The 12478-nt window shown below is 69.5% G+C and carries 12 protein-coding genes; 6 read left to right on the top strand and 6 right to left on the bottom strand.

Features of this window, described 5'->3' with window-relative positions:
* Positions 1-192 precede the first annotated feature (192 nt).
* Positions 193-750, bottom strand: coding sequence for a DUF1697 domain-containing protein (locus LY41_RS06890; protein WP_253863039.1), 558 nt, complete (start codon positions 748-750; stop codon positions 193-195).
* A gap of 137 nt (positions 751-887) precedes the next feature.
* Between LY41_RS06890 and LY41_RS06885 the strand changes: the two genes are divergently transcribed.
* On the top strand, positions 888-1664 hold the full coding sequence (locus LY41_RS06885) for a hypothetical protein (protein ID WP_253863038.1): 777 nt from the start codon (positions 888-890) through the stop codon (positions 1662-1664).
* A gap of 173 nt (positions 1665-1837) precedes the next feature.
* On the opposite strand, the gene LY41_RS06880 is transcribed toward LY41_RS06885, so the two are convergent.
* Together LY41_RS06880 and LY41_RS06875 are read right to left on the bottom strand one after the other, a co-directional pair.
* A complete protein-coding gene (locus LY41_RS06880) occupies positions 1838-2659 on the bottom strand; it encodes a hypothetical protein (RefSeq protein WP_308292213.1) in 822 nt (273 codons plus the stop codon).
* Positions 2660-2942: 283 nt separating this feature from the next.
* Entirely contained in the window at positions 2943-4022 is a 1080-nt protein-coding gene (locus LY41_RS06875; RefSeq protein ID WP_253863037.1) for a coiled-coil domain-containing protein, read from the bottom strand.
* A gap of 113 nt (positions 4023-4135) precedes the next feature.
* Here LY41_RS06875 and LY41_RS06870 point away from each other — a divergent pair, with 113 nt between their 5' ends.
* Positions 4136-5365 carry a DUF445 domain-containing protein gene (locus tag LY41_RS06870; protein ID WP_253864016.1) on the top strand — a complete coding sequence of 410 codons (1230 nt, stop codon included), beginning with the start codon at positions 4136-4138 and terminating at the stop codon, positions 5363-5365.
* 131 nt (positions 5366-5496) lie between these two features.
* Entirely contained in the window at positions 5497-6816 is a 1320-nt protein-coding gene (locus tag LY41_RS06865) for an alginate O-acetyltransferase AlgX-related protein (RefSeq protein WP_253863036.1), read from the top strand.
* On the opposite strand, the gene LY41_RS06860 is transcribed toward LY41_RS06865, so the two are convergent.
* From LY41_RS06860 to LY41_RS06850, 3 genes are read right to left on the bottom strand one after another with little or no spacing between them, the layout of a single operon-like run.
* On the bottom strand, positions 6773-7663 hold the full coding sequence (locus LY41_RS06860) for a metal ABC transporter permease (RefSeq protein ID WP_253863035.1): 891 nt from the start codon (positions 7661-7663) through the stop codon (positions 6773-6775). The genes LY41_RS06865 and LY41_RS06860 overlap by 44 nt on opposite strands.
* Before the next feature lie 54 nt (positions 7664-7717).
* Positions 7718-8554 (bottom strand): metal ABC transporter ATP-binding protein, encoded by an 837-nt coding sequence (locus LY41_RS06855; RefSeq protein ID WP_253864015.1) that lies wholly within the window; start codon positions 8552-8554, stop codon positions 7718-7720.
* 20 nt (positions 8555-8574) lie between these two features.
* Positions 8575-9567, bottom strand: coding sequence for a metal ABC transporter solute-binding protein, Zn/Mn family (locus tag LY41_RS06850; protein WP_253863034.1), 993 nt, complete (start codon positions 9565-9567; stop codon positions 8575-8577).
* A 295-nt stretch (positions 9568-9862) separates the two neighbouring features.
* Between LY41_RS06850 and LY41_RS06845 the strand changes: the two genes are divergently transcribed.
* The 3 genes from LY41_RS06845 (at position 9863) to LY41_RS06835 (ending at position 12452) form a co-directional block, all read left to right on the top strand.
* Positions 9863-10963 carry a LacI family DNA-binding transcriptional regulator gene (locus LY41_RS06845; RefSeq protein WP_253863033.1) on the top strand — a complete coding sequence of 367 codons (1101 nt, stop codon included), beginning with the start codon at positions 9863-9865 and terminating at the stop codon, positions 10961-10963.
* A 70-nt stretch (positions 10964-11033) separates the two neighbouring features.
* Entirely contained in the window at positions 11034-11525 is a 492-nt protein-coding gene (locus LY41_RS06840; protein ID WP_253863032.1) for a beta-class carbonic anhydrase, read from the top strand.
* Positions 11526-11564: 39 nt separating this feature from the next.
* Positions 11565-12452 carry an iron-sulfur binding domain-containing protein gene (locus LY41_RS06835; protein WP_425563714.1) on the top strand — a complete coding sequence of 296 codons (888 nt, stop codon included), beginning with the start codon at positions 11565-11567 and terminating at the stop codon, positions 12450-12452.
* Positions 12453-12478 lie beyond the last annotated feature (26 nt).

The raw sequence follows: 12478 nt of genomic DNA, 5'->3' as shown, positions 1-12478 counted from the left end.
CACCGGCTGCAGCCGTGTTGCGGGTTCCGGGGCCCGTGTTGCGGATTCCGGGGCCCGTGTTGCGGATTCCGGGGCCCGTGTTGCGGATTCCAGGGGCCGTGTTGCGGATTCCAGGGGCCGTGTTGCGGATTCCAGGGGCCGTGTTGCGGGTTCCGGGGACCGTGTTGCGGGTTCCGGGGGTCGCGTTGCGGGCTACGCGCAGTCCGGCATCCGTTTCAGAATGCGGTGGACGGTCAGCCACGTGCGTGTCGTGATGTCCTTGCCGAACCGCCGTTCCAGCCAGGCCATGAAGTCCGGCGACGACGAGGACGTGTTGTCCGAGACGGCCAGGACCGCACGCGCGCCGGGGTCGTAGCCGACGATGCGCACCGCCGGTTCGTCCGGTTCGGGGAACGGCTCGGGCACCGGCTCGAGCGGCTCCTTCAGGAACGTCGCGGTCAGGTACGTCTCGCGAGCGTGCTGCAGCTCGCCGAACGGCTCCGTGTCGACGAGGGTCACCAGTTCGCTGCGGCTGCGCACGATGGTTTCGCCGCCGATTCCCAACTCGCCACGCAGGGCGCCCCTGATCCGGCCTTCGAGCGCCGTCGTGTCGGTGGTTTCCGCAGCGAACACGATGTTTCCGCTCGACAGCACCGAGGCTACGCCGGTGAACCCCATACCGTCGAACACCCCGCGCAACTTCTCGTTGCGCATGTTCGGCTTACCCGGGGTGATTCCCCGCAGCAGCGCGCAGTACCACGTCGACGTCACACCGCCACTCTAAGCCGAACCCCGGACACCGGCGCCGAGCGCACAGAACATGCCACGGGAAGCGGTGTCATGATCAGGCCATGGACAGTTCGACACTCGAAGCCGCCGACGACGGCGAGGCCGTACTGCGAGCCGCGGTGGACGCTGCAATCGGAGTACTCGGCGACCGGCTCGCCGCAGCGTACGCACTCGGCAGCCTCGCTCACGGCGGGTTCGCGCCACTCGTCAGCGATATCGATGTGGCATTGATCGCGCCCGTCGGTGCCGCATATTCGCCGGATCAAATCGAGCAGATCAAACATGATACCCGGGCGAATTGCCCGAACGGATTGGCTGATCGGCTTTCCGTCTTCTGGGCCGATTGGAACGGAGTCCGGCAAGAACCGAAACCGTACGAGCGCCTTCCGCCAATCGATCGACTGGATCTGCTCCAATCGGGCCGTCTACTCCACGGGACCGATGCACGCAGCCCTGCCGTACGGCCCACGGCGAGCGAACTCGTGACCGAGGGAGCGCGGTTCGCGGTCTCCAAGTTCGACGACGACTACCTTGCCACACTGCGAAATCCCGCAGAATTGGTCGAACGGGGCGCCCGTGCTGCGACCAAAGCCGCACTGTTCCCGCCACGGTTCCTGTACACCCTCGAAACCGGCCGGATCGGCCACAACGGCGACGCCGTCTCGTGGTATTCCACCACCGGAACCGCATCCGGACTCGCGATCGCAGCGCTCGGCTGGCGAAATGGAGGAATTCGCGACGAGGCGGAAGCCGTCCGACTGCTCGAACTGCTGCTGATACCGCTGTACCTCGAATTCTTCGACGCCTACAGCCACGCCGTCGCCGCGCACGGAAACCGCGAAATTTCCGATGCACTTCGGGCACGACGCAAGCGCCTGCTGTCACCCACGCGATAGTTCCGGACAGGCCGGTACGCCGCTGGAGCGACCTGTAAGCGCCGCATCACGGCACCGGTACGGGCGCCGATCCGTGCGTGGGCGCAGAACACGCGAGAAGGTGCAGTCGCGCGTCGGCGCGTCCATGAGGGGTGGCGGCCGGGCGACGGGTGGGCGCAGGACACGCGAGAGGGTTACTGCGCGTTGGTGTGGTCCTCCGGCAGGAGCGCCAGCTGCTCCGCGTCGAAGGCGTCCCGGCGCGGCGGCGGCAGCCACGCCTCGGGCCGGGTCGCGCGATGCCTGCCGAGGTCGGCGAAGCTGATGGGCACGGAGAAGTCCACCCCGTACGACGTCGGGTCGGTCACGCGCGCCAGGCTCAGCTCCTCCGGCGCGACGCCGATGCCGATCACCGCCACGTAGCTGTCGTCGAGATCGCCGGTGAACCCGGTCCAGCCGCCCGCGAACTCCCAGATCCGCGCGCGCACCGACATTCCGTCCACCCGCCAGGTCACCCGCTTCCACTTCTCGTACCGCCGCGCGTGCTGCTCCGCGTGGGCGAGCAGCGATTCGATCAGCCCGTCCGGCCGCGGCACGCTACTGTCCGGCAACGTCAGGTTGACCAGGCCGAACGCCGCACTGAACGCCACCTCGGCGTGCGGATCGCCGCCTCCGGGGCACATGGCGCGTTCGTAGCGCAGCCGCGGCAGGCTGCCGATCCGCAGCCCGCACTCGGTATCGGCCAGTCGCTGGCCCAGCCACAACGCCCACGGCGCCTGCCCCACCTCGGCGCGACCGGAACCGGCGTCGGAACCGACGTTGCCGCCCTCGAAGAAGTCGACCCAGCGCGGACCGGGAATCCTCGGGTGCAAGCCGTAGACGGGGAAGTCGACCGGTACCGGACGTGGTTCGGACGCCGAGCCACTCGAACCGCCGGTCACACTCTCGGCATCGTCGGCGCTGTGTCCGCCGCCGGTGCCGTCGTCGGCACCGGCGGCGGACACAGCGTCGGCGGACACGGCGTCAGGGGACACAGCGTCACGGGACCCGGCGTCGGGAGCCGGCGCGTCGGGAGCCGGCGCGTCGGAGGCCGGAGCTTCGGAGGCCGGGACGTCGGCTTCCGAAGCGGCGGCCTGCAATGTGTCAGGCGTTCTCGTACTCACGACGTGGATCCTGCACCCGTTCCGTCCGTATTGACAGCACCGATGTGATCTTCGCCGGTGCGTGACGATCGGCATCGGCCGGCCGACCCTGCGTACTACGGCCGCCACGTGCCGGTATCACCCCTGAGTCTCGCACGCCTCACGCCGACGTGGCGCCTTTACCCTGTCCAGCGGTTTTGGTGGGCGCAGGCTTGGGCTTGCCGGACGCGCCCTCGTCGGTCTGGTCCGCTGCCTTGTCCGCTGCCGTACCGGACGACGCAGCAGCAGCCTCCGCGGCCTCCGCCCCTGCCGAGGAGCCGTCCGTTCCCGGCTGTCCAGATGCGGCCTGCGGCTTCGACGCGCCCTCCTGCCGCTTCGTGGTCGCTCCCGTCGCGCTCCCGGCGCCCGAGGATGCCGCGCTCTCGGCGCCAGAGGATGCGGACCCGGCTCCGCCGTCCGAACCGGATGTCGCCCATTCGGGTGATTCCGGCGTCTGGCCGAGCTTGTCGAGTGCGTCGGTGAGCGCGGTGTTGCTGGCCGCCAAGCGGTCGGCGACGGTCGCGCGCAGTTCGAGCGCCTGGGCGTGCTTCTCCTTGGCGTCGGCGAGCCTCGCCTCCGCCTCGGAGATCATGGCGTCGGCACGGCTCTTCGCGTCGCCGGTGAGTTCCTCGGCGGACTTCTCCGCTGCAGCCTTCGTCGCGGCGACCTCCTCGGCGGACTTCTTCTCCGCGGCGGCGATCTTGTCCTGCGACGCCTTCTCCGCGTCGGCGCGCTTCTCGGCGGCCTGCTCGTCGAGCCGCCCGCGTTCGCGCTCGGCCTCCTCGGCGAGACGAGTCGCCTCGGCGCGCGCTTCCTCACGCGTCTTCTCCGCGTACGAATCGGCGGCCGACCTGGTCGCGTCCGCCTCTTCCTCGGCCTTCTTGCGCTGCTCGTCGATCTCTTCCTCGGCGAGCTTCATCATCGTCTTGACCCGCTCGCTCATCGCCGCGGGCCCGGTGGGCTCCTCGGCCATCCGAGTGAGCGCCGCCTTGGTTTCGACCAGCTCCTGCTGCGCGTGCCCGAGCGCCCTGGTCAGGTCGGCGACCGATGCCGTGGCGTCGTCACGGCTGCGCGAGGTCTGCTCCAGCTTGGAGTTGAGATTCTTGACGTGTTCGTCGACCTGCACCTGGTCGTAACCGCGGAACACGGTCGTGAAGGCGCCGGATTTGGGGGGATTCGGGGTGACATCGGCTTCGGCCATTCGGCAACTCTAATGAGTTCGCTGCCGTGATGCCCATACCTGGCATCACAACCGGTCGCGATACTGTTCGACGGCGTGACCGGCTAAGGGGGGAAGGAGACCGCGACGTGGATATCGACGTGATCGTCGCCGACATCTCGCAGAATTGGCCGCTGTACACGGCCATCCCCTTCATCGCAGCCCTGATCGGCTACGTCACCAAGAGCGTGGCCATCGAGATGATGTTCCGTCCGATCGAATGGAAGGGCATCAAGGGCACCTTCCTCGGCTGGCAGGGCGTCGTCCCGCAGCACGGCGGACGCATGGCCGCGATCGCGACGGACCTGCTGACGCAGAATCTCCTCGACATCAAGGACGTCTTCGCGCGGATCGACCCCGATCGCATCACCGAGGAGATCGAGCAGCCGCTGCTGCGGACGGTCGACGACGTCGCGCGCGAGGTCCTCACCGAGAATCATCCCCGGGTGTGGGAACGCCTGCCCACCGTGGCTCAGGACCTGGTGATCAAGCAGATCCAGGCGCAGACGCCGCAGCTCGTGCGGCAGCTGATGCTGGAGATGCGTGAGAACGTCGACGATTTCCTCGACGTCAAGGAGATGACCGTACGGCGACTCACCAGCGACAGGAAGCTGCTGGTGAAGCTGATCCGCGAGACGTCACGTCCGGAAATGGCGTTCATCGCGCGATCGGGCATCTACTTCGGTTTCACGCTCGGCATCGTGCAGGCCTTCGTGTGGGCCGTGACGAAGAACCCGCTGGTCATGCCGGTCTTCGGTGCCGCGGTCGGCCTGTTCACCGACTGGCTGGCGATCAAGCTGATCTTCGTGCCGCGCGAACCGGTCCACCTCACGCGCAAGCTGTACTTCCAGGGCAAGTTCCAGCGCAGGAAGGCCGAGGTCGCGCAGCAGTACGGCGAGATCATCGCCCGCGACGTGCTGACGGTGCCGAACCTGATGGACTCGATCCTGCGCGGACCGCGGTCCGACCGGCTGATGGCGATGATCTCGCGCGTCGTCGCCGACGCGATCGACGAGCAGGCAGGCAACGCCCGGCCGCTGGTGACCGCCACGCTCGGCACGAAGCGGATCGAGGAGATGAAACGCTCGGCGGCCGACAAGGCGATCGCCCGCGTGCCCGAGACGGTGCAGCACGCCGAGGGGTACCTGACCGAGGCGATGGCCGTCGCGCACCTCGTCGAGGACCGGATGCACAAGCTGACGCCCGTGGAGTACGAGGGACTGCTCCGGCCCGCGTTCCGCCAGGACGAGTGGAAGCTGGTGGTGGTCGGCGGCCTCATCGGCGGCATCGTCGGCGAGCTCCAGGTCATCCTCATGCTGCACTGAGCACCACTGTCACGGCCGTGTTCACAGCCGTTCCGCACGGTGACACCAGCGCCCGTCAGGCACCCCGCGCCGGCCACCCGGGTCGACCGGTATCGACCACCGGGAGAGGCGCCGCCCGATACCGTGTCCGCGTGACGAATCCGCCCCCGAAGCTGCCACCTGTGCACGAGGCGTGGCTGCCGCGTGAGCATTCGCTGTACCGCCCGCGGCACGGCAGGCGCCAGCTCACGGCCCTCGTGTGTGCGGCCGTGTTCTTCGCGGTGCCCGCGCTGGGATGGGTGTTCGGCGGCAGGCCGAGCGAGATCGAGAATCGCGAGCTCGCCGACTTTCCCGGCATCGCCGACGGGTGGGGATTCTTCACCGGCATGTCGCAGTGGGCGACCGATCATCTCGTCTTCCGTGACGCCGCCATCGAGGCCGCCGACGGCATCAGTCACGGCGTCTTCGGTGAACCGGCGCCGATGGGCCAGGGCGAAGGCGCAGGCCCGATCCCCGGCGTTCCCGACGGGCCCCGGGACAAGGGCGACGACGGCGATTCGCAGCAGCAGCAGCAGCGACAGAGCGCAGGCTATGCCGAGGTCATCGAGGGCTCCGACGGCTGGCTGTACTACGGCGACGACATCACGGACAAGTGCTTCCCGGAGCGCCCGCTCACCGAGACGTTCGAGCGCCTCGACCGCATCCGGCACGCCGTCGAGGCGTCGGGGCGCCGGTTCGTACTCACCATCGCGCCGGACAAGACGACGATGGTGCCGCAGCACCTGCCGGACAGCTACGCGGGCAAGGACTGCGCCGCCGAAGCGACGGAGCAATTCTGGAAGCTCGCCGAGCAGCAGCAGAACTTCCTCGACATCCGCCCTTCACTCGAGGACGTCGCGGAACAACTGGGCCGACCGCCGTACTTCGCCAACGACACCCACTGGACCGACGACGGCGCGATGATGCTGACCCGCGACATCGCCGAGGAGCTCCAGCCGGGAGTCACCGACTCGTGGCGCAACCGCGGCGTGGGCTGGTCGGCGTCGGACGGCGACCTCGCCTCGATGCTGGGCCGCTCCGCGCCGAAGACGTGGATCCGCTACCAGCTGATGCCCGACGGCAGCACCGACCGCACGCACGATGCGCTGCGCAAGTTCGACGGGCCGGAGCGCTACGACGCGGACGCGGGCAAGGACATCGAAGGGACCATCGGCGCACCGACGGCGCTCATCGGCGATTCGTTCACGTTCGCCTCGTCGCGCTACCTGCCCGCCGCGTTCGCGGACCTGACGCTGCTGAGCTACCCGCAGCTCGGCGACCACAAGAAGGCGACGATCGACACGTTCATCCGCTCCGAGATCGTCGTGGTGCAGACCGTCGAACGTTCGGTCGCCGAAGGGGACCTGCCCCTGATTGACGAGGGGTTCATCAAGATGGTCGAACGGCGGCTCGCGGCGAATCCGATCCGCTGAGGTCACGGAGCGAACCCTGCCTGCCGCGCACGTAGGCGATGACCCGGCACACCAGGTAGATCGTGAACGAGATCGCCGTGACGAAGAAGCTCACGGGCGCACCGGGTGCGAGCGAGAGCACGATGCCGCCGAGGGCAGCGGTCTCGGCGAACACGACGGCCAGCACGGTCGCGAGCCACGGACTGGCCGTCACGCGTGCCGCCGCGGCAGCCGGTGTGACCATCAGGGCCACGACCAGCAGCGCACCGACGATCTGCACCCCCAGTGCCGTCGCGATTCCCACCAGTACCGCGAACAACGGCGAGAGCCACCGCACCGGCACCCCGCGCGCGAGCGCCACGGCCGGGTCGACGGTCGCGAACAGCAGCGGCCGGTAGATCACCGCGAGCACGATGAGCACCACGACCGCCGCGCCGACGAGCAGCTCGAGATCCTGCTGCTCGATGGCGACGATCTGCCCGACGAGGATGCCGAACTTGTTGCTGGACCTGCCCTCGTAGAACCACAGCAGCAGCACACCGAGGCCGAGTCCGAACGACAGGATCACGCCGATCACCGAGTCGCGTTCGGACTCGCGCCCACCGAGCAGGCCCAGCAGCAGCGCGGCGATGACGGCTCCCGCGAGGGCCCCGTAGCTCACGCCGATGCCGAGCAGCAGCGCCGCCGCGGCGCCGGTGAACGCCAACTCGGCGGTGCCGTGTACGGCGAACGACATCCGGCGCATCACGATCAGCGGCCCGAGCGCGCCCGCGACGAGGCCGAGCACCGCCGCGGCACCGAGCGCCATCAGCACGAAGTCGAGCTGCAGCAGCCGGGCGGTCAGCTCGAAGTCGAACAGCTTGTCCATCAGCGGGCCTTCATCCGGGTCGGTCGGTTTCGAGTGCGGGCGGGTAGCACCCGGTCACACGGGTTCGGCGTGGTCGTGTTCGTGGTGATGCACGGTGTCCTCGCACAGCGCGCTCTGCGCACCGGCGACGTGGATCTGCCCGCCGACCCGCACCACCTCGACGGGTGCGCCGTACAGCTCGGTGAGCGTCTCGGACGTCATCACCTCGGCGGGCGTGCCGATGAGGAACCGGCCGCCGACCAGGTACAGCACGCGGTCCACGTGCGGCAGCACGGGGTTGATCTCGTGGGTCACGAACAGCACCGCGGTGCCGGTCTCCCGCCTGCGCCGTTCGATGAGTTCGGTGACGGTGCGCTGGTGCGTCAGGTCGAGGGAGGCGAGCGGTTCGTCGCAGAGCAGCAGGTCGGGTTCACCGATCAGCGCCTGTGCCACGCGGAGCCGCTGCTGTTCACCGCCCGAGAGCTGGCCGACCGGCGACGAGGCGTACGACGTCGCGCCGACCGAGTCGACGGCTTCGGCGACCTTGCGCCTGCGGGCGCGCATGCCGCGCAGACCGGTGCCCCAGCGATCGCCGTCCAGGCCCAGTCCGACGAGGTCGCGTCCGCGCAGCGTCAGCTGCTGGTCCATGGCCCGCTGCTGCGGGACGTACCCGACACGGTGGTTGCCCTTGCCCGGCGCCGTGCCCGCGACGCGGACCGCACCGGCACTCAGCGGCTGCTGGCCGAGCAGCACTTTGAGCAGCGTCGTTTTGCCGGAACCGTTGGGCCCGAGCACGGCGACGAACTCCCCCGGTTCGATGCGCAGATCGAGGCCGGACCACAGCGTGCGGTCGCCGAAGGCCAGCGCTGCGCCCCCGATCTCGACAGCTCCGGTCGCGACCGCCGCATCCATCTCGTCCGTGCTCGTCGTGCTCACTGACCCAATGCTCCCGCCAACGCGTCGATCTGGCCGGTCATCCACGCAATGTAGTCGTCCTGCCCCTCCGGCAGCGTCTCGGTCATGTCGACCACCGGCACGTCCGCGCCGTCCGCCTCGTTCACGAGCTTCTCGGTGACGGACGTGACCGTCTGCGGGTTGTTGATCACTGCGTCGACCTGGCCGCCCTCGACGAGGCTCGTCACCTGCTGCTGCGCCGCCACCGGCACATCGGTCTCGTTCGCGATCGCCCGCATGTACTCCGGCGGCGTGACGTCCTCGAGCCCCGCACCGGTGAGCAGGTAGTGCGCGACCGGCGCGGTGGCCACGACCCGGCCGTCCGACGTTCCGGCGATCTTCTGCTCCAGCCCCTCGAGTCGCTTCGTGAACTCGGCGGCGTTGTCGGTGAAGGTCTGCTTCTGCCCCGGCTCGATCTCCGCCAGCTCCTGCGCGACCTCGTCGGCCAGCTCGCCCACGGCCTCCGGGTCGTACCAGACGTGCTCGTTGTCGCCGTCGCCGTGGCTGTGCCCCTCGTGGCCGTGTTCGGCGTCGCCCTCGTCGCCGTGCTCGCCGCTCTCGGCGCCGTCGCCGCCGTGGCCGCCGTGGCCGTGCTGGTGTCCGCCGCCGTCGTCGGGGACGGCCACGACGGAGCGCTTGTCGGTGGCTTGTTCGACGAGCTGGGTGAAGAAGTCGTCGTAGCCGCCGCCGTTGTAGACGAGCAGGTCGCTGTCCTGGACGTCGGCCGCGTCCTCGGCGGTCGCTTCGTAGGAGTGCGGATCGGACGACGGGTCGTCGATGAGGGAGTTCACCTCGACGCGGTCGCCGCCGACGGCCTTCGCGACCGCGCCCCACACGTTCGTGGACGCGACGACCGTGATCGCGGAGTCGTCACCGGAGCCGCCGGAATCACCACCGGAACCACCGCATGCCGTCGCCGCCACCAGCGCCGCCGCGAGCGGCATCGCCGTGAATACCCGCGCCTTGTTCATCGTCCACCACCCTGCCTGAACCCGGGACCCGATCCGGGATAGCCGTTTGTCACGGTCAGTATAGATAATGGAAATCGTTCCCAACGAGGCGACCGCTGAAATCGGTGACGAAACCCCGACGGAAGGACCACCGGTTCGACGCTGCGTCACTGGCCCCGACGCTCGTGGTCACGACGCGCAACCGGGCTGCGATCCGCGCCACGGCACGGGCCGCAGCGCCACGCGAAGGACCGCCAAATGTGATCGACGCGGGCCTCCGGTTCTGCACCGTGTTCTGAACCGTTACGGTTTGTTCATGAACCGGCCGATGCGATCGAGGCGGCAGGCCACGCTGGCCTCCCTCGCCGCCGAACTGGGCGTCTCGCGTACGACCGTGTCCAACGCGTACAACCGGCCGGACCAGCTGTCACCGGAGTTGCGCAAACGCGTCCTAGAGACCGCGAAACGCCTCGGCTACGCAGGTCCCGACCCGGTCGCGCGCTCACTGCGCACGCGCAGGGCGGGCGCCGTCGGCCTGCTGCTCACCGAGAACCTGTCGTACGCCTTCCGCGACCCCGCGGCAGGTGGCGTGCTCGAGGGCCTCGCGCTCGCGTGCGAAGACGCGGGCGTCGGCCTCACCCTCGTACCCGGCGGGCCCGGTAACGAGGACGTCGCCGCCGTGCACCGCGCCGGCGTCGACGGCTTCGTCGTCTACTCCGTACCCGACGACGATCCGCACCTGGAGGCCGCGCTGCAGCGGCCGGTGCCGACCGTGATCGTCGACCAGCCGCAGCTCGACGGCCTGGACCGCGTCGGCCCCGACGACGAGGCCGCCACCGTCGACCTCGCCAACCACGTCGTCGGCCTCGGTCACCGGCAGGTCGGCGTGCTGTGCATGCGCCTGTCGAGCGACCGCAACGACGACTTCGCATCCCAGTATCGCCAGCAGGACGCGCACTATCACGTGCAGCGCGCCCGGCTCGCGGCGTTGCAGCGGACGTTCGAGGCGGCGGGGGTGCCGTGGGACTCGGTGCCCGTGGTCGAGCGGTTCGACCACCACGTCGACGACGGCGCGTCGGCCGCGCGGCAGCTGCTGGACAAGCATCCGCGGGTGACGGCGCTGATCTGCACCTCCGACATCCTCGCGCTCGGCGCACTGGCCGAGGCGGGCCGCCGTGGCCTGCGCGTTCCCGCCGACCTGACGATCACCGGCTTCGACGGCATCGGTGAGGCGACGCGCGCGGGTCTGACGACCGTGCACCAACCGGTGCTGGAGAAGGGCAAGGCCGCGGGCCAGCTGCTGCTCGGAGCGGGCGACCGTGTGGCGTCGAAGGTCATCACCCTGCCGACCGAGCTGCGCGTGGGCACCACGTCCGGCCCGCCCCGGACCGCCGAGCAGCACTGGTTCGGGCCCTGAGCCACACGAGCGGAGTGACGAACGCCAACCCGACTTGTGTCGGCGACGGAAGCCGGGTCATATGAGCGTCATGACCGCGATCGACCTGCTTCTCCAGCGCAACGCCGAACTCGGCGACGTCGTCACCGGCGACCGTTCGTCGCCCCGCCCTTCTCAGCACGTCGCGATCCTGACGTGCATGGACGCCCGCATCCGGGTGTTCCAGCTACTCGGCCTCATCGAGGGCGAATCGCACATCCTGCGCAACGCGGGCGGGGTCGTCACCGACGACACCATCAGGTCGCTCTCGCTGAGCCAGCGAAAGCTGGGCACCCGCGAGATCATGATCATTCAGCACACCGAGTGCGGGCTGAGCTCCGTGACCGACGACGGCTACAAGGACGAGCTCGAAGCCGACACGGGGCTGCGCCCGACGTGGGCCGTCGAGGCGTTCCGCGAGGTGGAGGCGAGCGTGCGCACGTCGGTCCAGCGGGCGAAGCAGAGCCCGTTCCTGCCGCATCGCGACCTCGTACGCGGCTTCGTCTACGACGTGCACACGGGCCGGTTGTCCGAGGTGGAGTGACCTGTTCGGCCGCCGCAGGGTCGGTGTTTTAATGCCCGCGTGGTGCTGACCGCCGATATCGCCGCCGAAACGCTGGCCGACTGGTACTCCGAGACCGCTCGCGACCTGCCCTGGCGCAGGCCCGACTGCGACGGCTGGGGCGTGCTGATCAGCGAGATCATGCTGCAGCAGACGCCCGTGGCCCGGGTGGAGCCGATCTGGCACGAGTGGCTGCAACGCTGGCCCAAGCCGTCCTCGCTGGCGGCCGCCACGCAGGCCGAAGTGCTGCGTGCCTGGGGCAAGCTGGGTTATCCGCGGCGGGCGCTGCGGCTGCACACGGCAGCGGACGTGATCGCCCGCGAACACGGCGACGTCGTGCCCGACGACGTCGACACGTTGCTCGCACTGCCGGGTATCGGGGCGTACACGGCGCGCGCGGTCGCGGCGTTCGCCTACGGCAAGCGCACACCCGTCGTGGACACGAACGTCCGGCGGGTCGTCGCACGGGCGGTACACGGCGCAGGCGATGCCGGCCCGGCGTCGAACACGAAGGACATGGCCGACGTCGAAGCGCTCCTGCCTGCCGGCGAGCGCCGCGCGGCGACCCTGTCGGCGGCACTGATGGAGCTGGGTGCGCTCGTGTGCACGGCGCGCTCGCCGCAGTGCGCGGACTGCCCGGTGTTCGACGACTGCGCCTGGGTCCGCGCGGGCAAACCCGCCTACGACGGTCCCGCCAAACCGGTGCAGAAGTTCGCCGGGACGGACCGCCAGGTGCGCGGCCTACTGCTCGACGTGCTGCGCGGGACCGACGAACCGGTGCCCAAGACGCGGCTCGACGTGGTGTGGGACCGCGCGGGCCAGCGCGACCGCTGTCTCGACTCGCTGCTCACCGACGGGCTCGTCGAGCAGACGCCCGACGGCAGGTTCGCGCTGCCCGGCGAACACTGATCGGCCGCGGCGGTCGCGGCGGCTCA

The sequence above is a fragment of the Prauserella halophila genome (assembly GCF_024171895.1).
Taxonomy (GTDB): domain Bacteria; phylum Actinomycetota; class Actinomycetes; order Mycobacteriales; family Pseudonocardiaceae; genus Prauserella; species Prauserella halophila.
This window is presented reverse-complemented; position numbering and strand designations above follow the sequence as displayed.

Coding starts and splice junctions, on each gene's coding strand:
- LY41_RS06875 (WP_253863037.1), bottom strand. CDS start 4,022: ATGGCCGAAGCCGATGTCACCCCGAATCCCCCCAAATCCGGCGCCTTC.
- LY41_RS06860 (WP_253863035.1), bottom strand. CDS start 7,663: ATGGACAAGCTGTTCGACTTCGAGCTGACCGCCCGGCTGCTGCAGCTC.
- LY41_RS06855 (WP_253864015.1), bottom strand. CDS start 8,554: ATGGATGCGGCGGTCGCGACCGGAGCTGTCGAGATCGGGGGCGCAGCG.
- LY41_RS06850 (WP_253863034.1), bottom strand. CDS start 9,567: ATGAACAAGGCGCGGGTATTCACGGCGATGCCGCTCGCGGCGGCGCTG.
- LY41_RS06845 (WP_253863033.1), top strand. CDS start 9,863: ATGAACCGGCCGATGCGATCGAGGCGGCAGGCCACGCTGGCCTCCCTC.
- LY41_RS06840 (WP_253863032.1), top strand. CDS start 11,034: ATGACCGCGATCGACCTGCTTCTCCAGCGCAACGCCGAACTCGGCGAC.